Annotated in this window: 24 protein-coding genes; all 24 read left to right on the forward strand. The window is 33.4% G+C overall.

Features of this window, described 5'->3' with window-relative positions; translation table 11 throughout:
- Window positions 1-245 precede the first annotated feature (245 nt).
- The 24 genes from H0V01_08920 (at window position 246) to H0V01_09035 (ending at window position 26,337) form a co-directional block, all read left to right on the forward strand.
- The gene (locus tag H0V01_08920; GenBank protein ID MBA2583489.1) at window positions 246-1,163 is read left to right on the forward strand and encodes a dialkylresorcinol condensing enzyme DarA; all 918 of its coding nucleotides are present in this window, start codon (window positions 246-248) and stop codon (window positions 1,161-1,163) included.
- Between the two features lie 169 nt (window positions 1,164-1,332).
- Window positions 1,333-2,475: a beta-ketoacyl-ACP synthase III gene (locus H0V01_08925; protein MBA2583490.1), complete on the forward strand. Its 1,143-nt coding sequence runs from the start codon at window positions 1,333-1,335 to the stop codon at window positions 2,473-2,475.
- A 57-nt stretch (window positions 2,476-2,532) separates the two neighbouring features.
- Window positions 2,533-2,931, forward strand: a complete 399-nt coding sequence (locus H0V01_08930; protein ID MBA2583491.1) for a hypothetical protein — start codon at window positions 2,533-2,535, stop codon at window positions 2,929-2,931.
- A gap of 59 nt (window positions 2,932-2,990) precedes the next feature.
- Window positions 2,991-3,992, forward strand: a complete 1,002-nt coding sequence (locus H0V01_08935) for a BtrH N-terminal domain-containing protein (protein ID MBA2583492.1) — start codon at window positions 2,991-2,993, stop codon at window positions 3,990-3,992.
- Window positions 3,992-4,741 carry an ABC transporter ATP-binding protein gene (locus H0V01_08940; protein ID MBA2583493.1) on the forward strand — a complete coding sequence of 250 codons (750 nt, stop codon included), beginning with the start codon at window positions 3,992-3,994 and terminating at the stop codon, window positions 4,739-4,741. Before H0V01_08935 ends, H0V01_08940 begins: the two co-directional genes overlap by 1 nt.
- Entirely contained in the window at window positions 4,741-6,021 is a 1,281-nt protein-coding gene (locus tag H0V01_08945) for an ABC transporter permease (GenBank protein ID MBA2583494.1), read from the forward strand. The genes H0V01_08940 and H0V01_08945 overlap by 1 nt, the downstream gene beginning before the upstream one ends.
- Window positions 6,022-6,155: 134 nt before the next feature.
- Window positions 6,156-6,407: an acyl carrier protein gene (locus tag H0V01_08950; GenBank protein ID MBA2583495.1), complete on the forward strand. Its 252-nt coding sequence runs from the start codon at window positions 6,156-6,158 to the stop codon at window positions 6,405-6,407.
- 18 nt (window positions 6,408-6,425) lie between these two features.
- Window positions 6,426-7,628 (forward strand): beta-ketoacyl-[acyl-carrier-protein] synthase family protein, encoded by a 1,203-nt coding sequence (locus H0V01_08955; GenBank protein ID MBA2583496.1) that lies wholly within the window; start codon window positions 6,426-6,428, stop codon window positions 7,626-7,628.
- A 3-nt stretch (window positions 7,629-7,631) separates the two neighbouring features.
- The gene (locus tag H0V01_08960; protein MBA2583497.1) at window positions 7,632-8,696 is read left to right on the forward strand and encodes a beta-ketoacyl synthase chain length factor; all 1,065 of its coding nucleotides are present in this window, start codon (window positions 7,632-7,634) and stop codon (window positions 8,694-8,696) included.
- Between the two features lie 155 nt (window positions 8,697-8,851).
- Window positions 8,852-10,483, forward strand: a complete 1,632-nt coding sequence (locus tag H0V01_08965; GenBank protein ID MBA2583498.1) for a hypothetical protein — start codon at window positions 8,852-8,854, stop codon at window positions 10,481-10,483.
- Window positions 10,484-10,935: 452 nt separating this feature from the next.
- Window positions 10,936-11,550 carry a 3-oxoacyl-ACP synthase gene (locus H0V01_08970; GenBank protein MBA2583499.1) on the forward strand — a complete coding sequence of 205 codons (615 nt, stop codon included), beginning with the start codon at window positions 10,936-10,938 and terminating at the stop codon, window positions 11,548-11,550.
- Between the two features lie 2 nt (window positions 11,551-11,552).
- Window positions 11,553-11,807: an acyl carrier protein gene (locus H0V01_08975; protein ID MBA2583500.1), complete on the forward strand. Its 255-nt coding sequence runs from the start codon at window positions 11,553-11,555 to the stop codon at window positions 11,805-11,807.
- A 7-nt stretch (window positions 11,808-11,814) separates the two neighbouring features.
- Window positions 11,815-13,014 (forward strand): beta-ketoacyl-[acyl-carrier-protein] synthase family protein, encoded by a 1,200-nt coding sequence (locus H0V01_08980; protein ID MBA2583501.1) that lies wholly within the window; start codon window positions 11,815-11,817, stop codon window positions 13,012-13,014.
- A 2-nt stretch (window positions 13,015-13,016) separates the two neighbouring features.
- Window positions 13,017-14,075, forward strand: coding sequence for a beta-ketoacyl synthase chain length factor (locus H0V01_08985; GenBank protein ID MBA2583502.1), 1,059 nt, complete (start codon window positions 13,017-13,019; stop codon window positions 14,073-14,075).
- Between the two features lie 92 nt (window positions 14,076-14,167).
- Entirely contained in the window at window positions 14,168-14,842 is a 675-nt protein-coding gene (locus H0V01_08990) for a polysaccharide deacetylase family protein (GenBank protein ID MBA2583503.1), read from the forward strand.
- The gene (locus H0V01_08995; GenBank protein MBA2583504.1) at window positions 14,835-15,473 is read left to right on the forward strand and encodes an outer membrane lipoprotein carrier protein LolA; all 639 of its coding nucleotides are present in this window, start codon (window positions 14,835-14,837) and stop codon (window positions 15,471-15,473) included. The genes H0V01_08990 and H0V01_08995 overlap by 8 nt, the downstream gene beginning before the upstream one ends.
- Window positions 15,451-16,068, forward strand: coding sequence for a hypothetical protein (locus H0V01_09000; protein ID MBA2583505.1), 618 nt, complete (start codon window positions 15,451-15,453; stop codon window positions 16,066-16,068). The genes H0V01_08995 and H0V01_09000 overlap by 23 nt, the downstream gene beginning before the upstream one ends.
- Window positions 16,068-16,442, forward strand: a complete 375-nt coding sequence (locus tag H0V01_09005) for a 3-hydroxyacyl-ACP dehydratase (GenBank protein ID MBA2583506.1) — start codon at window positions 16,068-16,070, stop codon at window positions 16,440-16,442. The genes H0V01_09000 and H0V01_09005 overlap by 1 nt, the downstream gene beginning before the upstream one ends.
- Before the next feature lie 3 nt (window positions 16,443-16,445).
- Window positions 16,446-17,645 (forward strand): DUF2062 domain-containing protein, encoded by a 1,200-nt coding sequence (locus H0V01_09010; protein ID MBA2583507.1) that lies wholly within the window; start codon window positions 16,446-16,448, stop codon window positions 17,643-17,645.
- On the forward strand, window positions 17,638-21,489 hold the full coding sequence (locus tag H0V01_09015) for a 1-acyl-sn-glycerol-3-phosphate acyltransferase (GenBank protein ID MBA2583508.1): 3,852 nt from the start codon (window positions 17,638-17,640) through the stop codon (window positions 21,487-21,489). The genes H0V01_09010 and H0V01_09015 overlap by 8 nt, the downstream gene beginning before the upstream one ends.
- Window positions 21,490-23,013 carry an NAD(P)/FAD-dependent oxidoreductase gene (locus H0V01_09020; protein MBA2583509.1) on the forward strand — a complete coding sequence of 508 codons (1,524 nt, stop codon included), beginning with the start codon at window positions 21,490-21,492 and terminating at the stop codon, window positions 23,011-23,013.
- Complete coding sequence (locus H0V01_09025) at window positions 22,997-24,673, forward strand: peptidase C45 (GenBank protein ID MBA2583510.1); 1,677 nt, start codon at window positions 22,997-22,999, stop codon at window positions 24,671-24,673. The genes H0V01_09020 and H0V01_09025 overlap by 17 nt, the downstream gene beginning before the upstream one ends.
- On the forward strand, window positions 24,670-25,044 hold the full coding sequence (acpS, locus tag H0V01_09030) for a holo-ACP synthase (protein ID MBA2583511.1): 375 nt from the start codon (window positions 24,670-24,672) through the stop codon (window positions 25,042-25,044). The genes H0V01_09025 and acpS overlap by 4 nt, the downstream gene beginning before the upstream one ends.
- Window positions 25,045-25,053: 9 nt before the next feature.
- Complete coding sequence (locus H0V01_09035) at window positions 25,054-26,337, forward strand: AMP-binding protein (protein MBA2583512.1); 1,284 nt, start codon at window positions 25,054-25,056, stop codon at window positions 26,335-26,337.
- Window positions 26,338-26,435 lie beyond the last annotated feature (98 nt).

A 26,435-nucleotide genomic window follows, 5' to 3' on the forward strand; every position in this document is an offset into this window, starting at 1 on the left:
ATTACTGGAATTAATTTATGAAATAGCCATGCACACCGTTCACAAACGCTAATGAATATATCAAGGCTCCAGATAAATCGGGATGACAATTAAAAAAACACATATAAAATAGCCATGCACAAAGGTGAACAACAGAAATGAATTTAACCTGGCCCCTGTTGAATGGAATGACAATTAAAATACGAATGCTTAGTATTCATGGTTCTATGGAGGAACATTAACAAACGATTTAACTTATTATACAGATGAAAAAAGTATTGGTCATTTATTATACTCAATCTGGTCAATTAAATAAAGCATTAAAGGCAACGCTAAAACCATTGGAAGACATTGCCAAAGTTCAATTGTATTATGAACAACTGAAACCGAAAATTCCATTCCCTTTCCCTTGGAGTTACATGGAGTTTTTTGATGCTTTTCCTGAAACGGTTCAAGGAGTTCCATGTGAGCTGGAATCTTTTGAATTTAATCCTGAAGAAGATTTCGATTTAGTTATTATTGCCTATCAGCCTTGGTTTTTATCTATTAGTAGACCTGTGAATTCTTTTTTACAAACTCCTCAAGCAAAAATAGTACTTAAAAACAAACCCGTTGTAACAGTTATAGCCTGCAGAAATATGTGGCTAAACGCTCAACAAAAAATGAAAATTAATTTAAAAAAACTTGAGGCTAATTTAGTGGGTAATATCACTTTTGTAGACAAAGCTTCAAACTTGGTTAGTCTTATTACTGTTCTGGCTTTTGCTTTGGGAGGTGTTAAAGATAAATTCTTAGGTGTTTTCCCTAAATATGGGGTTTCAGATAAGGATCTTGATTTGTTAGCTGGAATTTTTGGTGAAATTATCCTGAAAAACCTCAAAAGTGGCGATTATTCAAAGCAACAACAGGAATTGATTAACCAGGGAGCAATTAATATAAAATCAAATTTAATGCTCATGGAGGGAAGGGGAAGTGTGCTTTTTCCGCTTTATGCAAATTTCATTTCCAAAAAAGGAGCCTCTAATAGCAGGGAACGAAGGACACGTGTTCGTATTTTCGGAATTGTATTACCCACAGCAATTTTGATTCTTTCTCCTATTATTACTATAGTTTCAAGACTAGCTCCGGTTTTATTTCCTAAAAAAATAAAAAAAGAAATTGAGCGCCATTCTTTGATTCACTAGTAATTTCTTCTGTATAGGAAGTTAAAATCCCCATTATTAGTAATAAATTTGAAGTTTTTTATATATTCCTTATCTACGTAATAAAAGAAACTATTATCTTTACCCATACCCATAAGAGTTTAATCCATAATGCAGAATTTAGCATTATAAAGCAAACCTATTTTAATTCATGAATAAGTCAGTCTATATTAACCGCATTTCCAAATTTTTACCTGGTAATCCTGTCAGTAACGATGAAATGGAGCAATATCTTGGATTTGTTGGAGGAGATTTCAAATCCAGATCAAAACCAATTATTCTAAGGAATAATAAAATAACAAATCGCTACTATGCTCTTGATAAACAGGGCAAAAGCACATATAGCAATGCTCAACTTTCTTATGAGGCAATTAAAGGTTTAGTAACAAATGATTTTAAGTTAGACGATATTCAACTCTTAACATGTGGAACCACAACCCCTGATCAACTTTTGCCTTCACATGCATCTATGGTTCACGGGCAATTAAAATCAAAGCCTATAGAGGCCATTTCCTTTGCAGGTTCATGTTGTGCAGGAATGAATGCCTTAAAGTATGCCTACATGTCTGTATTAACGGGCTATACAACAAATGCTGTTACAACGGGTTCCGAGAAACTCTCACAATGGATGGTGGCAAATAATTTTTCTGAAGAAGCTTCAAAATTAAAGCAGGTGGAAGAGAGGCCCATATTGGCTTTTGAAAAAGAATTTTTACGTTGGATGCTTTCCGATGGTGCAGCGGCTGTTTTAATTTCAGATAAGCCAAATAGTGATGAGCTTTCCTTGAAAATAGAATGGATTGAAATAGTTTCTTTTGCAAATGAAGTGGAAACTTGTATGTATGCTGGAGGAGAAAAAACTGAAGATGGAGAAATTAAAGGCTGGGCCACTTTTGAGCAGAAAGAATGGCTGCCAAAATCCCTTTTCTCCTTACGTCAAGATACAAGACTTCTCGAAACTCATATCGCCCAATTAGGTACAAGAAAATACATAGAGTTATTTAAAAAACACAATGTTGATCCCCAAAGTATAGACTGGTTGTTACCTCACATTTCATCAGAGTTTTTTCGTTCAAAAGTAGATGATGAAATGAAAAAATTTGGTGTTCAACTTCCACAAGAAAAATGGTTTATAAATCTTACACGAGTTGGTAATATTGGAGCTGCGGCCATATTTGTTACTTTAGCAGAATTGATGAGTTCTGGGAAACTCAAAAAAGGACAGAAAATAGTACTTACTGTTCCTGAAAGTGCTCGTTTTTCATATGCCAATGCTTTGCTTACTGTTTGCTAATTCAGTAAAAAAATATCCATAGTTTTGATTTAAATTCAGTCTAAGATTTAACTTATAATGGAAAAAGATAAAGTCCCTCAGGATGATTCAAATGTGTTGGAAGGCAAATTAAAAGTATTAAAATATGCTGTTGACGAAAACGGGAAATATACCCAAGTCCCTACAGTAGGCTGGGAGCCTGAAAACATTGTATTATCGCAGGCTTGGGAAGAAATTAATGAAAAAGTAGAAAGTGTTCGAAAACGTGTTCTTGCTAATGAATTAAGCCCCATTGCATATTACATGGAAAAGCAAATGTTGGATATAAAAATGCTTGCTCAATATGTCGGGTATTTTGGGTTTCGTGTAAAAATGCATTTGAAACCTGCTAATTTTAAACGATTGTCTGAAAATCAATTGGACAAATATGCAAATGCTTTTCAAATTACTAAGGAACAACTTTTAAATATTGATTAATGCTCTTTTCCCTCGGTGCATTCTATTGAATTCAGATTAAAAAATTTAACAAAAAAAAATTGAATATAAATTTTATACATAATCAATCAGCTCATTGCGAAAGTGGCGTGGCCTCTAATTTATTGGCTCATCACGGATTGAAATTGAGTGAAGCAATGATATTTGGTATTGGTTCTGGATTGTTTTTCGGGCATATTCCATTTTTAAAAGTGAATGGAATACCAGGCACAACCTATCGTATATTACCAGGAATGATTTTTAAACGCACCTGTAAGCGTTTAGGAATTCAAATGAAAAGACAGACATTCAGAAATGAAGCAAAAGCAATGGATGAGTTGGATAAAGTGTTGGAAAAAGGAATGCCAGTAGGTCTTTTAACCAGTGTTTATTATTTGCCCTATTTGCCTTCCGCATTGCGTTTTCACTTTAATGCTCACAATATTGTAGTATATGGAAAAAGCAATGGGAATTATTTAGTGAGTGATCCGGTTATGGAAACAGTTTCTGAAATTTCATCAAAAGATTTACAACGTGCACGTTTTGCAAAAGGCGCTTTGGCGCCCAATGGCAAAATGTATTATCCTATTCATGTGCCTCAAAATATTGATTTACGCAAACCAATTATTGATGGAATTATTAAAACATCAAGTGATATGACCACTATTCCTGTTCCACTTTTCGGTGTGAAGGGGGAGAGGTTTCTTGCAAAAAAAATTCGTCAGTATCCAAAAAATCTGGATAAGCGTAAAGCTGCACTTTATTTGGGAAATATAGTGCGGATGCAAGAAGAAATTGGTACTGGTGGAGCTGGATTTCGTTTTATTTTCGCAGCATTTTTACAAGAAGCCTCAGTTATCTTAAATCAGGAATGGTTAATGGAGGTTTCAAAAGAAGTAACTCAAACAGGTGATTGCTGGCGTAATTTTGCTTACAATGCTGCCCGTATCTGCAAAGATCGTGCTATTACAGGAGAAAACTACGATAAACTTGCTGATATTATTATGGATTGTGCTTTTCGTGAAGAGCAGATTTTTAATAAACTTAAAAAAATCACCTTGTAATGACCACAAACAGTGCAATTCAAGTCAGCCATTTAGTAAAAATCTATAAAGGAGTGCATACTCCGGCCGTTGATGATATTTCCTTTACTATTGAAAAAGGATTGATATGGGGGCTTTTAGGGCCAAATGGAGCAGGTAAAACTACTACTTTATCTATTCTTTGTGGCTTACTTAAACAATCAGAGGGAGAAGTTTTAATTAATGGTTTACATTATGGAAATCATAAGAACCAGATTAAACACATGATAAGTATTGTTCCACAGGAAATTGCACTTTATCCTACCCTTACTGCATTTGAAAATCTTAGGTATATTGGCAATATGTATGGGTTAAAAGGGAATGCTTTAAAACATCGAATTTCAGAATGCCTAAATATTTTTGGTTTAGAACAAAGTATAAATAAACAGGTAGGAACCTTTTCAGGCGGCATGAAACGCAGGATTAATTTAATAGCAGGAATTCTAAATCAACCACAAATTTTATTTTTAGATGAACCTACCGTTGGAATTGATGTTCAGTCACGTAATATTATTACCGAGTATTTATTAAACATGAACAAACAGGGAACAACTATTGTTTATACCTCACATCTAATGGAAGAGGCAGAAAACCTTTGTTCACATATTGCTATAATTGACCAGGGAAAGATAATTTCTACAGGGAATCCTAAAGATTTAATTCAACAAAACAAGAGTAAAAATTTGGAAGATTTGTTTTTAAAACTAACGGGGAGAAAATTAAGAGATTAATGCTTAGATTATTTTCAACCATAAGAAAGGAATTACTCATACTCATAAGGGATAGGAGTGGGCTTGCCATAATGTTTTTAATGCCCATGACTCTTGTTACTATTATGGCACTAATACAGGATGGCCCTTTTCGGGACTACCAGGAATTTAAAATACCCTTGTTGTTAGTAAATAATGATAGTGGAAGCTTGGGTAAAAAAATTGAGGACGGTTTAATAAATTCAAAAATATTTGAAGTAAGTAATTCCACCAAATCAGAAAAAGAAACTAGACAGGATATTGCCGAAGGAAAATATGACATAGGTATTATTATTCCTAACAATGCCACAGATCAATTGAATGAAAGAGTTGAACGTTTTGTTGCTGAAACCTTGAATTCTGTTGGTATTTCTGACACATTGGAAAAGGAAAATAATAATTCTGAAATTAATTCGGATATCCTTGTTTATTTCGCCCCTACAATAAAAAAGTCATTTAAGAATGCTGTTTTAAGTTCAATTAAACAAGTTTCATCAAAACTGGAGACACAAACCCTTTTGGATTTTTTTCAATCATCCTTAAGAGAATCAACTGGAGAATTGCCTGATGTAAAAAATGAAATTGGTGATTTTGTTAATTTCAGAGAATATGATGCCACTGAATATAGCGGAGATAAAATGGAATTGAATTCTGTACAACACAATGTACCAGCGTGGACCTTATTTGGTATGTTTTTTATTGTAATAACCCTTGCTGGAAGCATTATCAAAGAAAGGGAAGATGGAAGTTATCTTCGAATACTCACTATGCCTGGATCTTATGTTACCGTTATGGCAGGAAAGGTTGTTGCCTTTCTTTTGGTTTGTTTGATACAGTGCATGCTCATGCTTTTGGTGGGAATTTATTTAATGCCAATTCTGGGATTGCCTGAATTGGTAATAGGATCTAGTATTGCAGCCATTTTGCTTGTTGCCTTATGCAGTGCATTGGCCGCTACAGGATATGGGGTTATGATTGGAACTTTTTTTAACACTCACCAACAGTCTTCAACATTTGGTGCTGTTTCAGTAGTTATACTGGCTGCATTAGGTGGTATTTGGGTGCCAGTATATGTAATGCCGGAGACCATTAAAATCCTTGCTGAATTCTCCCCTCTTTACTGGGGTTTAAGCGCTTTTCATGATGTCTTTCTTCAAAATGGAACTGTTGAAACTATTCTGCCTTATGCATACAAATTATTGCTTTTCTTCCTATTTACCATTAGTATTGCATATTTGTTTAATAAAGTAAAATCAAATTAAATTAAATAGATAAGTAGAAAGCATTTGTACCAAATTAAATTTATAGTTAAGCATTTATACGCCTTATTTTTAAATCAGATTCAGAAGAATTTTAAGTAGATAAACTTCAAGAAAAAAAAATTAATAGTATAATCATGGAAGCATTAATTGAGCAATTGAAAATAGAAATAATAGAGCAACTTAATTTAGTTGACATAAAAAAAGAAGACATCACTCCCGACACTCCTCTTTTTGGAATAGGACTTGGCCTGGATTCAATTGATTCATTAGAATTAAGCGTGTTATTGGAAAGAAAATACGGGGTTAAAATCACAAATTCACAAGAGGGTAAAAAGGTTTTCCAATCCCTTCGTACCATGGCTGAGTTTATTCAGTCAAAAAAATAATTCTCCAAGCCCCAGCACATGAGTGAAAAAGTATATGTTACGGGTGTGGGGATTATTTCAGCTATTGGAAATAACATTGCTGAAACATTAAAATCACTAAAAGATCAAAGATCGGGAATTGGTAATTTAAGCTATGTAAATAGCAGACATAAAGATCAACTTTCTGTAGGTGAAGTAAAAAATTCGAATGAGCAGCTAATGCAGCTTAAGGGTTTACAAAAAGGAAGAAAACAAACTCGTACCTCCTTGCTTGGTATCCATGCAGCCAGGGAAGCGCTTATAAGTGCGGGGATTGATAATATTAAGGAATTCCGAACAGGAATAATTTCAGCCACAAGTGTTGGTGGAATGGGTATTGTGGAAAATCATTATAAGGACTATTTCGATATTCAGAAAAAAGGAGAATTCCTGGAGTATATTCCTACCCTTGATTGTGGTGATAGTACCGAAAGAATTGCTGATGACCTTGGAATTAAAGATTATATTTCAACCATAAGTACAGCTTGTTCATCCTCCGCTAATTCAATTATGTTTGGTGCACGTTTAATAAAAATGGGTTTGCTGGACCGCGTGGTAGTAGGAGGAACTGACTCCCTTTCGCGTTATACTATTAATGGTTTTTTGAGTTTAAAGATTTTGGATAAGGATCCCTGCAAACCTTTTGATGGCTTGCGTAAAGGCCTGAATTTAGGAGAAGGTGCTGGTTTTATTGTTTTGGAATCAGAAAAATCAGCAAAGAAAAAAGAAATACTTTGTGAATTATCTGGTTATGGTAATTCAAATGATGCATTCCACCAGACAGCCTCCTCTCCAGATGGAGCTGGAGCATTTCTTGCAATGCAAAAATCCTTTCAGGTTAGCGGGTTAAGTCCAAACAAAATTGATTATATAAATGCTCATGGAACAGGTACGGAAGTAAATGATCTATCTGAAGGACTGGCTATTGAACGAATCTTTGGTAATAATGTGCCTCCTGTTAGCTCCACAAAAGCATTTACCGGACATACACTGGCAGCAGCAGGCGGAATTGAGGCCGTTTTATCTGTTTTAGCAATTAAATACAACACCATTTATCCCAATTTAAATCATAGTAACAACATGCCTGAACTTTGTTTTACACCTGAAAAATCTTTCCTTACCAATAAGTCTGTAAATCATGTTCTGTCTAATTCTTTTGGATTTGGAGGTAACACCTCTTCCTTAATTTTTTCAAAGCTATAAGTTATGGAAGCTTTTATTCGAGGTACAGGAATTATCTCACCCCAAAATACCTTTAATACAGCTAATTTTCTTTTAAACCCAGTTGAAACAGAAAGCAACTTTTTGCATTGTATTGAACCCTCTTACCTGGAATTTTTAAATCCTGTTATGGCTCGTAGAATGGGAAGAATCATAAAAATGGGTATTGCCGCAGCAAGTATTTGCCTGAAAGATGCTAAGTTAGAAATGCCAGATGCAATTATCACTGGAACGGCTTTAGGTTGTCTTGGGGATACTGAGAAATTTTTAACTGCCATTATTGAGGATGATGAACTGTTTTTAACCCCAACATCCTTTATTCAATCCATACAAAATACTGTAAGTGCCCAAATTGCGCTACAGTTAAAATGCATGAATTACAATTTCACTTATGTTCATAAGGGATTCTCTTTTGAAAGTGCGGTTTTAGATGCTATGATGCTTATTGCTGAGGGTAATGCAAACAATGTGCTAATTGGGGGATTAGATGAAATGACAGAAAAAAACTTTTTGGTATATGACCGCATAAATCTATGGAAAAAAGAAAAAATTAAAAGCAGTGAATTAATTCATAGTAAAACCATTGGTACAATTGCAGGAGAGGGAGCGGCCTTTTTTGTTTTAAGCAACCAGGAAAATGAAAATAATTATGCAAAACTAAAGGGTGTTAAAACAATATACAAACCCAACTCTCAACAAGACATAGAAAAAGAAATTTCCTTTATGTTAGCAGACAATAATTTAAACATAAAGAGCATTGATCTTGTAATATATGGAATTAACGGAGACAATAATTTGGATTCTATAAGTAATTTTTTAAAAGACAATTATTTAAAAAACAGTGCAGCTGCATACTTTAAACACCTTTGTGGAGAATATCAAACATCAGGTAGTTTTGCAATGTGGATGGCTGCAAAAATTTTAAAAACCCAAACAATACCTGAACATATACTTATTGGTACTTATGAACTGGACTCTATTAACAATATATTGATTTACAATAATTTTGGTCATGAAAATCATGTCCTTTATTTATTTTCAAGAGTGTGATTTTTTATTCTGAATTTATTCATTTAATCTTTGATTTTTGTTAATATTGTAAAATTATTAATATTATTTGCTAGAAAAATTGCATTGTGAATTTATTGATGTTGATATATTATTAACTTGTAAATAGAATATTTTAATCTTAAACTATAATTTATATGAGAACACAAAACATTTTAATTTTAATTCTATTAATCCTTCCACTGGGATTGTTTTCACAAGACAAATTTACTGTGAGAAGCCCTTATCCTGTTGTGGATGCTGGAAGCAAAAATTATTTTAACAAGGGCGATGAAATTTTGACAGTAAAAATTCATGGAAAAAAAGTATTCATGCAGCGTTTTAACACTAGTAATAGTAATCTGCCTAAAATCAATATAAGTATAATGCCTGATGGTTTTTCGCTTGAAAGGGTTCTTGAATTAAATAATAAATATTACCTGTTTTATTCTCTTTGGGATGGTGCCAACAAAAAAGAACAGCTTTATAGTCGTGAAATTGATTTCGATTCTGGAAAATTTATGGATAAGGAGAAATTATTGGTAAAAGTAAATGGTAAAATAACAGGTTCAGTTGCAGCAGTTGTATCTGGTGGGTTTGGTTGGATTTTTGGAGGAATAGTGGATAAGTTTGATTTCCAATATTCTCAGGATTATTCTAAGCTTATGATTACCTATCGTTTAAAGCCGGATATTAAAAATGATGCTAAAAATTTTGATAAGATTGGCATGTATGTTTTTAGTAATAATTTAGATCCTATTTGGAATCAGGAAGTGGTTATGCCCTATACTGAAAAAAAGATGAATAATATTGATTATTCAATCGATAATAAAGGTAACACATATATTCTTGCCACTGTTTTTGAAGATATTGAACCAAAAGCAAAAAAAAACAGCGATGAACCAAATTACCATATAGAATTGTTGAAAGTTAATGCTAAGACCCAGGAAATGGAAAAATCGGTTATTAAGCTTAATAATATGTTTATTAAATCTGTTTGGCTCTATGAATCTCCAAAAGGGAAAATGGTATGTGCAGGCTTTTATAACAAAGGAATTAATTCTAAATCTACGGATGGAATACTTATTTGCAACATTGATAAAAAAGGTGAAGTAATTGATATTCGTTCTTATGAAATTCCTGTTAAAATTCTTAACATGTATCAATCAGCAAAAATTCAGAAGAAAAACAATAAAAAAGATGAAAAAGCTGTTGCCGAATTTGAAAATCTTAAATTAAGGAATGTTTATTTTGAAGATGATGGAAGCATTGTATTGGTTGGAGAACAGCATTTTATTACATCCCATACAACTTGTAATTCAAAAGGAAATTGCCGTACAACTTATGTTTACCATTATAATGATATTCTTGTAACAAAAATTGATAGTAAAGGAGAATTAGCGTGGATGCAAAAGCTTCCTAAACGTCAAAGAGGAGGAAATGGTAAAGGTGGAATGGGATTTAAATTTATTTCAGGAGATAATAATTATAATTTCCTTTTTCTTGACAATGAAAAAAACCTTGATCTTTCTATGAATGAAATTCCAGCATTGCACCATGATGGAGCAGGGGGATTTTTAACCCTTTACAAGGTGGATAAAGATTTTGGCAATGTATCCAAGGTATCAATTGTAAATTTCAAAGCAGTTAAACTAGCTAAGGATGCAAAAAAAGGTCAGCCTGTCTACCAGTTTTCAACGAGTCGTATTTTGCCCTTATCTCGTAAGCAATTTGCCTTTGAGGTTTACAAAAAGAAAAAGCAGGATGTTTTAATTAAAGTTGATTTGTAAACAATAAATCAATAGAATAAACGAAAAATTAATTTGCATTATTTTTCGGGTTTTTCCCTAATAATTTTTATAAAGCCCCTTGATCAATAATCAAGGGGCTTTATAAAAATTATTAATGTCCGGTAAAAAAGGAAAGATTCCTCACTACACTGCGTTCGTTCGGAATGACATTGAAAGTGAGAACAACTAAAACTCTTGGAAAGCCTGTCATCAGGGTGTATCGAGGAATCTAAATTTTTTTTACCGGACAGCAGTAATTTTAAATATGAAATTTTTTTGAAACTTCCCGGCTAAGAAAAAATTGTGGCAAGTGGATTAAATAAATCTTAGCTTTTATAGTTTAATTTACTTTGATAAAGAGATAAACTAACAAGTTAATGCAAAAGAATCTAATAAAATTGAATTAAATTAAATTTTAATTTTGCAAGGAATCAAAAAGAGAAAATCACAACATGTTTAGTATAAAGCGTTATAGCAGCATTAACAATAATATGGTACATCAAAATGGCCATTTGCTGTTTGATCTTCCCAGCTTTTCTTTTGAAGAGTTTTCGGATGAAATTTACCGCATTTATAAGATTGCTTATCCGAAATATCACAAAATGGATAATCTTTCAAAACTTGGTTTTCTTACTTCTGAAGTGTTATTGAAAGAAATGCCTTTAAAGGAAATCTATGATGAAAATAAAATAGGTATTGTTTTGTCAAATAAAAATTCAAGTCTGGATACAGATATTAAATACAATAATTTGGTAAAAAAAGGTATAGCTAGTCCTGCCATTTTTGTATATTCGCTGCCAAACATAGTGATAGGGGAAATTTGTATTAAGAACGGAATAAAAGGAGAAAACACTTTTTTTGTTTCTAATAGTTATGATATCCCTTCCCAGGTTGATTACGTAGGTAGCCTTTTAAAAGCAGGTATTGTAGATGCCTGTATTTGTGGTTGGATTGAAATTTTGGAGGGCAGCTACAAGTCCTTTTTATTTTTGGTGGATTCGCATGAACAAAAAGAACTGATACCATTTACTGTGAAAAACGTTGAATTATTATATAATACATTATAAAGATGAATGAATTAATACAAAATCTGAAAGTTCAGATTATAGAACAATTAAATTTAAAGGACATTAAGCCTGAAGATATTGGCGATAACCAGCCCTTATTTGTTGAGGGCCTTGGATTGGATTCAATAGATGCACTCGAATTAATCGTATTGCTTCAACAAAATTATGGGATAAAATTAGCCAGGGCTGAGGAAGGACCTGTTGTTTTTAAATCCGTTAGTTCTATGGCCAATTACATAATGGCCAATAAGAAATAATTCTTAAATGAATAAACGTATATATGTTGCAGGTGCAGGTATTATTTCTGCCATTGGTAACGATATAGAGCAAACCCTTTTGAGTTTTGAAAAACATCAATCAGGAGTTAGTTCTGCCATGCACCTTACAACCCGTCATAAAAGTGAGTTTCCCTTGGCTGAGGTTAAAATGAGTAACCAAGAGTTAGGTGAACTTACTGGGCTCAATGAGAATTTAAGCCGTACTGTTTTGCTTAGCTACTACGCTGCAAAACAAGCCGTTTCTCCCTTTTTAACTGATGTTTTAAAGAAATTCAAAATTGGTTTTATTTCTGCTAGTTCTGTTGGAGGAATGGATAAAACAGAATTTTTTTTCCAGGATTTTTTAAAAGACAATAATACAGGGAATCTTCGCGATGTTATGTTACACGATTGTGGAAAACATACTGACTTTGTGGCTGAAAAACTAGGTATAAACGATTTTGTAACAACCATTAGCACCGCCTGTTCATCGTCTGCTAATGCAATTATGTTGGCTGGAAGGCTCATTAAAAGTGGACAGCTGGATATTGTTGTGGCAGGTGGAGTAGATGCACTAACCAGATTTACGCTAAATGGTTTTAATTCCCTAATGATTGTAGATAGAGAACAATGCCGGCCACTTGATCAAACAAGGGCAGGACTTAATCTTGGAGAAGGTGCAGCTTATTTGGTTTTAATGAGTGAAAAGGCAGCTGAAGCTTTTTCAGCATCACCTTTATGTGAACTTACCGGATACTGCAATACCAATGATTCATTTCATCAAACAGCACTCTCCGATGAAGGAAACGGTCCTTACCTTGCAATGATGGGGGCTTTAAAAATGAGCAATTTAAAAACTTCAGAAATTAGTTACATCAATATGCACGGAACCGGTACCCAAAATAATGATAATGCAGAAGGAAAAGCAGTAGAAAGGGTTTTTCATCCTGATTATCCAAAATTAAGTTCCACTAAATCTTTTACCGGTCATACTTTAGGCGCCAGCGGGGCAGTTGAAGCTGTTTTTGCTGCATTAGCAATTAGCAAAGGACTCGTTTTTCCAAATTTTAATTTCAAAGAAACAATTCAGGATTTACATATTAAACCAGAAACCAGTTTTCAAAAAAATCTTGAAATTAATCACGTCTTGTCAAATTCCTTTGGTTTTGGCGGTAATTGTACTTCTCTGATATTTTCAAAAGCTTAAATATGGACGTTTTTATTAAAGGCATGGGAAACATATCTCCTCAAAGAACTTTTGATGGAAATACTATTGAAAATGCTTTCACTTCCTTTGAGGCAAACAGACTAAAATGTATCGAACCTGACTATTCTCATTTTGTAGATGCAAAACAAATTCGCAGGATGAGTAGGGTTATTAAAATGGGAGTTGCCTCATCAATGCTTGCCATGAAAGACGCAGGTTTGCAAAAACCAGAAGCAGTAATTGTTGGAACAGCCTTGGGCTGTTTGGAAGATACTTCCACCTTTTTATCTAAAATGGTGGAATACAAAGAAGATATGTTGAGCCCTACAGCTTTTATACATTCTACCCACAATACAATTGCCTCTCAAATTGCTTTATTGTTTGAATGCAGAGGTTATAACAGTACCTATGTACACCGAAATATTTCCTTTGAAAGTGCATTAATTGATGCAATAATGCTTTTGCAGGAAGGATCCATAACTAATGCACTGGTGGGTGGAATTGATGAATTAACCAACACAAGTTTTAAAATATTGGAGCGGCTGGGACATGTTAAACAATCAGAAGGATTAAACACAGCTAATTTATATCAAAGCACATCCAAAGGGTCTATAGCAGGAGAAGGATCCGCATTTTTTTCACTGGTTAACAAACCCGATAACACTTGTTATGCCAAGATAAAAGCAATAAAAACCATCTCTTTTACTTCATCTGATCAAGTTTGCGAAAAAGCTCTGGCAATGCTAAAAGAAAATGGAATTAAAGAACCGAATGTTTTAATTTCAGCATACAATGGCGATTTGGAGGATGATAATACTACAAGTACAGTTGTAAATTCATTGGGCATGCAAAGTAAGGTTTTAAAATACAAGCATTTATGTGGAGAATACGCTACCTCTGCAGCTTTTGCAATGTGGTTAGCCGCTGTTATAATCAAAAATAAACGACTTCCACAAGAATTTATCACTGCACCTAATTCTGAACAAAAGATTGAAAATATATTGATTTATAATCACTATAAAAAAATTCATCATTCACTTATTTTACTTTCTTCATGTTAACCTGTAGGAATTCTACCATTCTTTTTACAGTTTTGATAGGAGCACTTTTATTTGTTGATTTTTTAAGCTTTGTCCCACTCTGGTTATTTATTGTGACAGTTGGAGCGTATGCTGCAATTTTATTTTTCGGTTCCTATTACATAGGTTCTGGTTTCCATATTCCTATTATTTGCAAAGCTTACACTGATCAAAGGGAAGTTGCATTGACCTTTGATGACGGACCTGTAGAAAAAAACACTTCCATTATACTCGATATTTTGAAGAAGAATAACATACAGGCTGCATTCTTTTGTATTGGAAAGCGCATGAACATTAACAATTCACTTGTGCATAGAATTAATGAAGAAGGCCATATAATAGGGAACCATAGTTATTCACATCATTTTTTTTTCGACCTTTTTTCTAAAAATAAAATGTTGGGTGAATTAAGGGAAACAAACAAAATTGCTCAGGCCATAATTCACAAAAATTTAGCTTTGTTTCGACCACCTTATGGAGTAACTACCCCTGTTCTGGCTAAGGCTATAAAGCAGGGTGGGCTTACACCAATTGGTTGGAGTCTTAGGTCAATGGATACAACGATTAAAGATAAAAACAGATTGGTTAATAAAATAAACAATAATATAAAACCAGGAGATGTTTTACTAATGCATGATTCAGCTGATGTTACAGCCGAGTGTTTACAGGAAATTATTGATTCTGTTAGTAGAAAAGGATTCAAATTTGTAAGATTGGATCGATTATTGAAAATTCAGGCTTATGTTTAAAAAAACCATTGTATTAATTTTTTTCTCCTGTTTGTATTTTAATGCAAATGCTCAAGTTGATGGCTATAAAGCTGTGTCCGATGTGGAGGGTTTTAAAAAAAAACTTGCCAATTCCGCTAATGCAACTCAAAGCATAAGGAGCAATTTCGTTCAGGAAAAGAACCTTAGTGTATTATCAGAAAAAATAGTTTCCAAGGGTGAATTTGCTTTTAAAAAGCAAAATATGGTACGCATGGAATATAAGTTACCTTTTAAATATTTAATGGTTATCAATCAGGACAAGGTGATGATAAAGGATGAACAGAAAACAAATTCATTCTCCTCCAAAAGCAATAAACTCTTTGCAGTTATCAATAATATTGTTGTTGATTGCGTACAGGGAACAGCCCTAATGAATAAAGATTTCTCTTCAAAGATATTTGAAAATGATAAATATTTCCTTTTGGTTCTTACTCCCCAGAAAAAAGAGTTGAAAGAATTTTTCACAACCATCAGTATTTATTTAGATAAAAATGATATTTCAGTTTATAAAATGGACATGTTAGAGCCTACTGGAGACAATACTGTTATTACTTTTTTAAATAAAGAATTTAATGTAAATATTCCTGATGCGGAATTTATTATTAATTAGTATTTGTTGTTTTTTGCTTGGTTGTTTTCAATCCCCTTACCAGAATCTGCAGGCTTCTTCTGAAAATTCATCCTGTCTTGGTAATTTAAAACCAAATTTCACCTCCGTGCTTTATATGGCACATGTAAATGTTGTGGGAAAACATTTAAGCGGATTGTTATTGTTTAAAAAAATGCCGGATAATACCACAAGAGTTGTTTTTTCAAATGAAATGGGAGTTAAATTTTTCGATTTTGAATATGCTGAATCAGGTTTCAAGGTTATACATTGTATTAAACATTTAGATAGAAAAGCAGTAATAAAACAGCTGAAAAAAGACATTGGCCTAGTAATAATGCACAACATTGATGTTTCAACTGCCAAAATTTTACATAAAGACAATCAAAATTATTTTGGATTTTTTTCGGGCAGGGAGCAAACATATTACTTAACTAATAAAACATGCACTCAATTGATAGGAATTGAAAATGCATCTAAAAAGCAAAAAAAACTCATTATAAATTTAACGGATTATAAAGGTGGAATGGCAGATTCTATTTACATTGCACATCAAACCTTTGAATTTAATATTAGTTTAAAACAACTTGAAAGATAATGCTTAAAGACACTTTCTACAAAGTAGTTTCTTCCCTTGAAAAAGATGTATCTTCTTTTCAGTGGTCAATTATTATTAACAAGGAACATGAGATATTTGAAGGCCATTTTCCAGGTCTCCCTATTGTTCCGGGAGTTTGTATGATGCAGATAATAAAAGAACTCTTGCAGGATAAATTGCGAATAAAACTAAATCTTAAAAGTGCTTCAAACATTAAATTTTTATCCCTTATAAATCCCACCGAAACAAACCAGGTAGATGTAGATGTAGAAGTTAAATATACATCATCTGAAACCGGTACTTATATAGCGGATGGAATTATTTCTGTAAATGCAATTCCATATTTTAAAATTGTGAGAGCAGTGTACAATTAATTTATGGACTTAGTAAAACCATATCAGCAAAAGTTCATTGACCACAAGATTTGTGTAATCATTCCTACTTATAATAATGCAACAACGCTTAAAAAAGTAATAGATGATGTTTTGGAATATACTGATAATGTTATAGTAGTAAATGATGGCTCCACAGATGGAACATCCGATATACTTGCTTTATATAAAGACATTAAACAGGTAAATTACAGAAATAATGTTGGCAAAGGCTGGGCACTTCGAAAAGGATTCGAATTTGCTATTGAGCAAGGATTTGACCAGGCCATTACCATAGATTCAGATGGGCAGCATTTTGCAAAGGATCTTCCACAATTTATTGAAAAGCTTGAAAACATTGGAACTTCTCTGATAATAGGAGCGCGCAATATGGACCAGGACTCAGTTCCTGGAAAAAGTAGTTTCGGTAATAAATTTTCTAATTTTTGGTTTTGGGTGGAAACAGGGATAAAAGCTCCCGATACTCAGTCGGGTTACCGTTTGTATCCGCTTACTCAACTAAAGGAAATTAAATTTTTTTCCAGGAAATTTGAATTTGAAATTGAAGTAATTGTTAGAGCGGCATGGAAAGGGATAAAAATTGAATCAGTTCCAGTACAGGTTTATTACGCACCTGATGGAGAGCGCGTTTCTCATTTTCGACCCTTTACAGATTTTTCGAAAATCAGTGTTTTGAATACTATTCTTGTAATTATCACTTTTGTATATATAAACCCGCGTAATTTTTTCTTTGGAATTTTTAAAAGATCAACTTATAGCAGTTTGAAAAATCAAATTTTCAATCCCTATGAATCAAACTTGTTAACCGCATCCTCTGTGGCATTCGGTGTATTTATGGGAATTGTTCCTATTTGGGGGTTTCAACTTGTAATTGCTATATTTCTGGCAATTTTGTTAAGGCTTAATAAAGCTTTGGTCATAATTAGTGCAAACATCAGTATTCCCCCAATGATTCCTGTAATTGTTTTTTTGAGTTATAAAATGGGTCATATTTGGGTGGGTGAAAGTTTTACTTCGTTAATTTTTACAGAAAAAATAACTTTGGAAACAATACATTTGAATTTTATGCAATATGTTTACGGAAGTATTACCCTTGCTGTAATGGCCGCTGTATTCTTTGGGTCAATAGTGTATGTATTGTTGACTTTTTTTAAGAAAAAGAAAATCAGAATTGATAATGAGTAATTTGTTCATAGCCCTATATGAGTTTTTCGAACACAAAAAATTTCTTTTGTTTTTTGTGTTTGCATGTATTGTGTCCTCCCTGATGTTTTTTGCTTCAAAAATACAATTGCAGGAAAATATTATGCAAATGCTCCCAAAAGATAAGGATTCTGAGCAGTTAGCTAGCTTTTTAGAGAATTCCAAATTCTCTGATCGAATTATGGTTTGCATTACTAAAAAAGATACCCTTTCTCCTGCCTTGCCTGATAGTATGGTGGAGTTGGCGGATGTTTTTGCAGATCGTTTAAATGAAGAATTAGCAGAGTATATTGAATCGGTTAATTATACTGCCGATGATAATGATGTATCAGACTTGCTAGAAGTTATTGATAATAACCTTCCTTTATTTCTGGATGACAAGGATTATTTAAAAATAGATTCGATAATAAGTTCAGAAGGAATACGGGAAAAAGTAAAGTACAATTATCAAACCCTAACAGGACCTGCAGGAATAGGTTTGAAAAAATTCATTCTAAATGATCCCCTTGGCCTTAATTTTTTAGCATATAAAAAACTAAACAGTTTTCAGGCTGATGAGCAGTTTGAATTGTATGATCAGCATTTTGTAACCAAAGACAGATACAGTCTTTTTTTATTTATAAATCCTAAATTCCCTTCCTCAGAAACGGGTAAAAATGCTGAATTTTTCATTAAAATGGATCAGCTTATCTCTAAGGTGATAACCCCTGAAAGCGAATTTGAACTTGTTTATTTTGGCGCCCCTGTAGTTGCATCTGGAAATGCAAAACAAATAAGAACGGATACAATATTAACTGTTTCAATTACAATTATTTTGTTGGTTTTAATGGTGGTTTTGTTTTTCAGAAAGCTATCCGCGCCTTTATTAATGCTCATTCCTGTTGTATTTGGAGCTCTATTTGCCTTGGCTTGTATTTATTTAATTAAGGGAAATATATCCGTAATATCTCTTGGGGCAGGATCATTGGTTTTAGGTATTGCTGTAAATTATTCGCTTCACTTTTTAACTCATTTTCATCATCATCCCGATCCTAAAGTTGTCATAAAGGAATTGTCATTTCCAATGACAATAGGCAGTTTAACAACAATTGGTGGTTTTCTTTGCCTTCAATTCGTGAAAGCTCCGGTATTAAGAGATTTAGGTCTTTTTGCAGCTTTTAGCCTAATGGGGGCAGCTTTGGCATCCTTACTTTTTTTACCTCATTTTTTGAAGGAGAAAACAGTTGATACACATGCTGAAATTTCAGATAATTCATTGTTTCAAACTCTATTGAGCAAAATACAAGGTAACAAATTGTTAGTTTGTATGTTTTTAGGCCTTACACCCTTGTTCCTTTATTTTGCTAAAGATGTGCAATTTGAAACCGACATGTATAAGATTAATTATATGTCTTCCCAGGTTAAACATGCTGAAAATAAAGTTAACAGTATTAGTTCCTATTATCAAAAATCGGTGTTTGTTATTACAAAAGGAAAATCCCTTGATCAAGCACTTATTGAAAATGAAAAGACCTTGCCAGTTCTAGAAAAATTGAAAGAAAAGGGCAAGATTAAATCCTATGTAAATGTTTCGGCATTATTGCCCTCCAAACAAGAGCAGTTAAAGCGGATTAAGAAATGGGAAAACTACTGGAGTGCTGAAAAAGGAAATACTGTTTATAATGCAATGGTTAAGCAGGGAGCTGAATTCCAATTCAAGGAATCTGCTTTTATTCCATTTAAAACCCTTACTAACAAAAAATTCAATCTTCTTTCCTCAGGGGATGAAAAAGTATTGAAAGATGCATTTTTAAATAATTTTATCGAAGAAAAAAACGGACATTTTTCCTTGATAGGATTAGTAAAAACCACTCCGGAACAGGTAAGTGAAATTTATGATAATTTATCTTTTCTTCCCGATGTAATTGTATTTGACCGTCAATATGTAACAGATAAATTGATGGATCTTGTAAGTGAAGATTTTAATTTCATAACACTGTGGACCTCCTTGTTGGTTTTTCTTGCCCTACTGCTTGTTTATGGCCGAATTGAACTTGCACTTGTTACCTTTATTCCAATGGTTGTTTCCTGGATATGGATTTTGGGAATAATGGCCTTGCTGGGGATAAAATTCAATATTGTAAACATTGTGCTTTCAACCCTTGTTTTTGCACTAGGCGATGATTATTGCATTTTTACAACAGATGGGCTTCAGCAAGAATATGCAAGGAAAGTAAAAAACATAAAATCAATTACCACCTCAATTTCTCTTTCGGCTATAACAACAATAGTTGGCCTTGGTGTTTTGGTTTTCGCCAGACATCCTGCACTTAATTCAATTGCTTTAGTTTCAATAATTGGAATATTGTGCGTTTGGATTGTTTCACAAACCCTCCAACCTGTTTTGTTTAATGCTCTAATTACAAAGCCTACGAATAAAAAGCATGAGCCTTACACCTTTTTTAATATTATTAAATCAATATTCGCTTTTGGCTTTTTTGTTTTTGGTTCTCTTTTTCTTGGTGTTTTCGGCTTTCTTCTTTTTAATCTAATTCCAATAAAAAAGGCTGTTAAAAAGCATTTTTATCATAAAATGTTAAGTGGCTATGCACGAGCTTTAATCTATATGATGATTAATGTAAACAAACAAGTCATTAATGATTACAAGGAAAATTTTTCCAAACCTGCTGTTGTTATTGCAAATCATTCTTCTTTTTTAGATATACTTTTATTGGTGATGCTTCATCCTAAATTAATACTAGTAACCAACAAATGGGTATGGAATTCACCTGTGTTTGGCCTTGCAGTAAGAATGGCAGATTATTATCCTGTTGCAGAAGGAGCTGAAAATACGATTGCTAAATTTTCAGAGAGAATAAATGAAGGGTATTCAATTGTTATATTTCCAGAAGGCACAAGATCTGTACATGGGAATATTGGTCGTTTTCATAAAGGTGCTTTTTTTCTTGCACAGGAATTGCAGCTCGATATTTTGCCAATTGTTATACATGGCGCTAATTATGCCATGACTAAAGGCCATTTCTATTTGAAAAACAGCAAATTGACTTTGAAGGTTTTACCACGAATTAAACCTGGAGACCTCACTTTCGGAGCAAATTATTCAGAAAGGGCCAAACTAATTGGAAGGTATTTTAGGCAGCAATATGCTGAATTAAGTGCAGATATAGAAACAACAACTTATTTTAAAGGAATGTTGTTTAGTAATTATTTGTATAAAGGCCCAATTTTAGAGTGGTATATGCGCGTAAAGGTAGGCCTGGAGAAAAATTATGAGCTTTTTGATCGCTTATTGCCTAAGCAAGGGAAAATTCTTGATATTGGGTGCGGTTATGGTTTTATGGCATATATGCTGGGTTACCGATCTTCACAAAGGATTGTTAAAGGAATTGATTATGATGGCAATAAAATAGAAATAGCACAAAACGGGTATCTTAAAGGTAAAAATGTTTCTTTTGCTCAAGGAAATGCCTTGGAATTTAAATTTGAGCGTTATGATGCTATTGTATTAAGTGATGTATTGCACTATTTAAAGACTGAAGATCAAATTGTTTTATTGGAAAATTGCATTGAAAATGTTTCTGAAGGTGGTATGCTTTTGATACGTGATGGGGTTAAAGAGCTTGAAAAAAGGCATAAAGGAACAAAACTTACGGAGCTTTTTTCTACTCGTATTTTGGGCTTTAATAAAACAGGTGAAAATGGTTTAACCTTTTTGTCATCCCAATTAATTCATGATATGGCTGCAAAACATTCTCTGGAATTATCCTTAATTGATAATTCTAAATTTACTTCAAATGTTGTTTTTGTACTTAAAAAGATTGCTTAAATGGAGAGCGGAAAAAGAATTGTAATTATTGGAAGCGGTATTGGGGGCTTGATATGTGGTGCGATATTAGCAAAAGAGGGATATGTTATCACCGTACTTGAGATGAATAAGCAGATAGGAGGAAATCTGCAAACCTATGCAAGGGATAAACATGTATTTGATTCAGGAGTCCATTATATAGGAGGTCTTGAAAAGGGCCAAAACCTTTTTAAAATATTTAAATACCTCGATATCATGGATAAATTGAGGATGGAAAAGTTGGATGAAAATGCTTTTGATAAAATTGTTTTCGGAAGTGATAATAAGGAATATAAATATGCTCAGGGCTATGATACTTTCAGTAAATCGTTAATTGCTGATTTCCCGGAAGAAGAACAGGCTATAGAAAAATATTGCCAAACAATTCGTGACATTTGTGATAAATTTCCTTTATATAATTTACGCCAAGGGGATTTCATGGAAAAATCAATTTATCTTGAAATTGATACCAAAACTTTTATCTGCTCCATTACAAATAACACAAGATTACAGAATGTTTTAGGTGGAAACAATCCACTTTATGCAGGAATTGGCGATAAAACCCCTTTATATGTGCATGCCCTGGTATTAAACAGCTACATTGAAAGTTCCTACAGGCTTATCAACGGTGGTTCTCAAATAGCCAAATTGCTTACTCGGATTATTCTTGCCAATGGCGGAAGTGTTAAAAATAAAACGGAAATTAAAAAACTTTCAGTTGATAACCATGGATTGGTGGAGTATGCAGAGGCAGCAGATGGAAGCAGATATGAAGCAGACCATTTCATTTCAAATATTCATCCTGCCAAAACACTTTCCTTAACCGATTCAGAGGTAATCCGAATGGCATATAGAAACAGGATTAATAACCTTGAAAATTCAATTTCTGCATTTATTTTAAATGTTACATTAAAACCCAATATGTTCAAATATGTAAATACAAATTATTATTGTTACCTGGAGGATGATGTTTGGGAGTGTTCAAGTCATACGGATGATTCATGGCCCTTGTTTTATGCCATGTTTTATTCCGGTATGCCAAAAGACACTCAATACGCAGAAGGAATAACAATTATGGGGTATATGAAATTTGAGGAAGTTGAAAAGTGGAAAGATACTTTTAACACTGTTGGTTATCCAAACAGCAGAGGAGAAGAATATGAAGCCTTTAAAAAAAGGAAAGCCGAGAAACTTCTAGATGTTGTTGAACAAAAATTTCCTGGTTTAAAAAATGCAATAAAGAACTATTACACATCCACTCCCCTTACTTTCCGTGATTATATGGGAACGGATGATGGATCTATTTATGGAATTGCAAAAGATTATAAAGAACCACTTAAAACATTTATTTCTCCAAGAACAAAAATTAAAAATCTTTTATTGACTGGGCAAAACATTAATTTGCATGGAATTTTGGGAGTTTCAATAAGCTCACTGGTTACCTGCTCTGTGTTATTGGGTATGGACGAAATAATTAAAAAAGTTGATGATGCCCAAATTGACTAAATGGATCAAGTTTCCTCTGTACATTTTAATAGGATTTGTAGTCCTGGTAATAACCTTATTTGTTTATCTGTTATCCGTTGCCCTTGTAAGTGCTCCTATACCTGATGATTTATCAAGCCTTGAACTGGAAAGGAAACAAATTGACACCAATAGTTATGTTATTGGTAACAACTGGATCAGGAAAAGCAATACCGGAATTTGGGAAATGTATGTTGAAGGAGAGGCTTTTGAAAGAGGAGTGATAAATGGAAAACTTTCCAGTGAACTGGTTTTTGAACAGGAGGACGCATTTAACGATCAAATATGTAAAATGGTACCTTCTTCTTTTTACAGAGGATTTCTAAAGTATTTAATTGCCTGGTTTAATCGTGATTTGGATGAAAATATTAGGGATGAGTATAAACTTGAGATTTATGGGGTTTCAAAATCGGCTTCACCCAAATTTGATTATATAGGCCCTGCCTATCAAAGAATAATGAATTACCATGCCGCACATGATATAGGACATGCTTTACAGAATTTAGCCCTTGTTGGTTGTTCTTCATTTGCTACCTGGAATGATAAATCAAAAGATAAAAAGCTTATTGTTGGCAGGAACTTTGATTTTTTTGTTGGAGATAAATTCGCAGAAAACAAAATTGCCCTTTTCGTCAATCCTGATCAGGGATATAAATTCATGATGGTAACATGGGGAGGAATGACTGGAGTTGTTTCAGGTATGAATATGGAAGGACTTAGCATTACTCTTAATGCTGCCAAATCAGACATTCCATCAAAATCAGCAACCCCTGTTTCGCTGCTGGCAAGGGAGATTTTACAGTATGCAAAAAATATAGATGAAGCAATTGTTATTGCCAAAAAGCGAAAGGTATTTGTTTCTGAATCTTTCCTTATAGCCTCTGCTTATGATAATAAAGCGGTTAACATAGAGATAACTCCTGATACTGTAGGAATTTATAGCCCGGAGGGTAATTATATTATTTGTACCAATCATTACGAAAGTGAATACCTTGCAAAGCAGCAACTCAATAAAGAACATATAGTTGAAAGTGCTTCCCTTTACCGCCATGAACGCATAGAGGAATTGCTTGCTAACATACCCGAAAACACACCTGAACAAACAGTTTCAGTACTAAGAAACCAGTTGGGAAAAGGAGATGAATTTATAGGACTTGGAAATGAAAAGGCAATCAACCAGCTAATATGTCATCATTCAATTGTTTTTGAGCCGCATTCCAAAAAAGTTTGGCTATCGACTTCCCCCTGGCAGCTTGGAAAATTCGTTTCTTATGATTTGAATGAGCTTTTTGCTATGAAAGGATTAACCCAAAACAGTGAACTATATGATACCTTAAATACAATACAAGCCGATACTTTTATGAATACTTTAGAATACAATCAATTTCTACTGTTCAGGAAAATGAAAGAACAAATCACAAAGGGTGGAACTTTTGATGTAAATAGACTTATAAAGCTAAATCCTGAATATTACCACACTTATGTATTGGCTGGAGATTACATGTTCAGGGAAAAAGATTTTTTAAATGCCAAAAAGTTTTATGAGATTTCCTTAAAAAAGGAAATAGCTACAAAAACAGAAGAGTATTATATTGTTGCACAAATAGAGAAATGCAACATTGAAAATAATAAGAAAAAATGATTGCAGGCATAGGCATTGATTTGATAGAAACAGAGCGCGTGGCAGAAAAAATTGCCAAGGAAGGGGGTTTCAGGGAATACGTGTTTTCAGAATCAGAAATTCAATATTGTGAAAGTAAAACCAATAAGGCAGAAAATTATGCAGCACGGTTTGCTGCAAAAGAGGCCTTGTTAAAGGCTATTGGTACAGGTATGATGGGAAATTTTGTTTTCAATGAAATGGAAATTGCCACGGATGATATGGGAAAACCTTCATTTAATTTTACAGGAGGATCAAAAATATTGATGGATTCAAGAAAATATTCAAATATTATGGTATCCTTATCCCATCTAAAAGGGATAGCTTGCGCCATGGTAGTAATAGAATTATAATAGAACAATATGCAGGATATAGAAAAAAAAGCTTCAGGAGATATAAAAGAATATCAAAATAAGGAACTGATCAAATTACTGCTTTATCTTGAAGAAAATTCCATTTTTTATCGTGATCATTTTGTTAAAAACAGGATTAACATTCATGAAATAAAAAGCATCCATGATATTGCTAAAATACCTGTTACCACAAAAGATGATTTGCAGGCAAGGAATTGGGATTTTCTGTGTGTTGAAAAAACAAAAGTAGTTGAATATTGTTGCACTTCAGGAACAATGGGCACTCCAGTAACAATTGCCCTTACTGAAAAGGACATGGAACGGCTTGCCTACAACGAATACCTTTCCTTTTTGTGCACAGGAGGAAGTGATTCTGACATTTACCATTTGATGCTTTCTCTTGACAGGCAGTTTATGGCAGGTATAGCTTATTATGCAGGAGCCAGGAAATTAGGAGCAGGGATTATTCGCGGTGGGCCTGGAAATTTCCCCATGCAGCTTGATACCATTGAAAGACTTTCTCCAAACGTACTCATCTCAGTTCCCTCATTTATTATTCAACTGATAAATTATGCCAATGAAAAGAATGTTGATCTTAATGCTACTTCAGTAAAAAAAATTATTTGCATTGGAGAAAATATTCGTAATGAGGATTTTTCACTAAATGCCTTGGGAGATCGAATAGTTAAAAACTGGAAAGTCGAACTTTTTTCTACCTACGCCTCAACAGAGCAACAAACAGCATTTACAGAATGTAGTAATGGAAACGGAGGGCATCACCATGAAGAATTAATGTTGTTCGAAATACTTGATGAAAATAATAATCCACTTCCAAGTGGGGAATATGGTGAGCTTGCAATAACAACACTTGGTGTGCAGGGAATGCCTTTATTAAGGTATAAAACCGGTGACATATGCGCCTATTACGACCAGCCTTGTTCATGTGGAAGAACTTCATCCAGGATCAGTCCGGTTAAAGGACGAAAGCAACAACTTATAAAATACAACGGCACTACACTTTATCCACAATCAGTATTTAATGTTTTGAACCAAATTGAATACATTCAGGATTATGTTGTGAGTATTTACAAAAATGATATTGGAACTGATGAAATGGTCATTAACATTGCCATGCCTGATTCAGTTAAAATGCATGACAATAAAATAAAACAAGTTCTGCAATCACGTTTAAGGGTTACACCAAAAATTAAATACATTGCCCTTGCTGAAATAATTAGTATGCAAATGAGTGATGGTAAGCGAAAGGCAAGTAAATTAATAGACAGCCGTTGATTTCTTTATTAATAATTCCATTTTATAAATAAAAAATAAAATTTATATTGCAGAAAAATCTGAATAAGTTAATTTTATTCGGATTTTTGTACTTTATC

The organism is Bacteroidota bacterium (assembly GCA_013696965.1).
Classification (GTDB): Bacteria; Bacteroidota; Bacteroidia; order JACCXN01; family JACCXN01; genus JACCXN01.

Excerpts from the sequence above, each read along its gene's own strand:
- H0V01_08960 (MBA2583497.1), top strand. The coding sequence starts at position 7,632 with ATGGAAGCTTTTATTCGAGGTACAGGAATTATCTCACCCCAAAATACC.
- H0V01_08930 (MBA2583491.1), top strand. The coding sequence starts at position 2,533 with ATGGAAAAAGATAAAGTCCCTCAGGATGATTCAAATGTGTTGGAAGGC.
- H0V01_09005 (MBA2583506.1), top strand. The coding sequence starts at position 16,068 with ATGCTTAAAGACACTTTCTACAAAGTAGTTTCTTCCCTTGAAAAAGAT.
- H0V01_08975 (MBA2583500.1), top strand. The coding sequence starts at position 11,553 with ATGAATGAATTAATACAAAATCTGAAAGTTCAGATTATAGAACAATTA.
- H0V01_09015 (MBA2583508.1), top strand. The coding sequence starts at position 17,638 with ATGAGTAATTTGTTCATAGCCCTATATGAGTTTTTCGAACACAAAAAA.
- H0V01_08950 (MBA2583495.1), top strand. The coding sequence starts at position 6,156 with ATGGAAGCATTAATTGAGCAATTGAAAATAGAAATAATAGAGCAACTT.
- H0V01_08995 (MBA2583504.1), top strand. The coding sequence starts at position 14,835 with ATGTTTAAAAAAACCATTGTATTAATTTTTTTCTCCTGTTTGTATTTT.
- H0V01_08965 (MBA2583498.1), top strand. The coding sequence starts at position 8,852 with ATGAGAACACAAAACATTTTAATTTTAATTCTATTAATCCTTCCACTG.
- H0V01_08985 (MBA2583502.1), top strand. The coding sequence starts at position 13,017 with ATGGACGTTTTTATTAAAGGCATGGGAAACATATCTCCTCAAAGAACT.
- H0V01_08940 (MBA2583493.1), top strand. The coding sequence starts at position 3,992 with ATGACCACAAACAGTGCAATTCAAGTCAGCCATTTAGTAAAAATCTAT.
- H0V01_09035 (MBA2583512.1), top strand. The coding sequence starts at position 25,054 with ATGCAGGATATAGAAAAAAAAGCTTCAGGAGATATAAAAGAATATCAA.
- H0V01_08955 (MBA2583496.1), top strand. The coding sequence starts at position 6,426 with ATGAGTGAAAAAGTATATGTTACGGGTGTGGGGATTATTTCAGCTATT.
- H0V01_09020 (MBA2583509.1), top strand. The coding sequence starts at position 21,490 with ATGGAGAGCGGAAAAAGAATTGTAATTATTGGAAGCGGTATTGGGGGC.
- H0V01_08945 (MBA2583494.1), top strand. The coding sequence starts at position 4,741 with ATGCTTAGATTATTTTCAACCATAAGAAAGGAATTACTCATACTCATA.
- H0V01_09010 (MBA2583507.1), top strand. The coding sequence starts at position 16,446 with ATGGACTTAGTAAAACCATATCAGCAAAAGTTCATTGACCACAAGATT.
- H0V01_09000 (MBA2583505.1), top strand. The coding sequence starts at position 15,451 with ATGCGGAATTTATTATTAATTAGTATTTGTTGTTTTTTGCTTGGTTGT.
- H0V01_09025 (MBA2583510.1), top strand. The coding sequence starts at position 22,997 with ATGCCCAAATTGACTAAATGGATCAAGTTTCCTCTGTACATTTTAATA.
- H0V01_08980 (MBA2583501.1), top strand. The coding sequence starts at position 11,815 with ATGAATAAACGTATATATGTTGCAGGTGCAGGTATTATTTCTGCCATT.
- H0V01_08920 (MBA2583489.1), top strand. The coding sequence starts at position 246 with ATGAAAAAAGTATTGGTCATTTATTATACTCAATCTGGTCAATTAAAT.
- H0V01_08925 (MBA2583490.1), top strand. The coding sequence starts at position 1,333 with ATGAATAAGTCAGTCTATATTAACCGCATTTCCAAATTTTTACCTGGT.
- H0V01_08970 (MBA2583499.1), top strand. The coding sequence starts at position 10,936 with ATGTTTAGTATAAAGCGTTATAGCAGCATTAACAATAATATGGTACAT.
- acpS (MBA2583511.1), top strand. The coding sequence starts at position 24,670 with ATGATTGCAGGCATAGGCATTGATTTGATAGAAACAGAGCGCGTGGCA.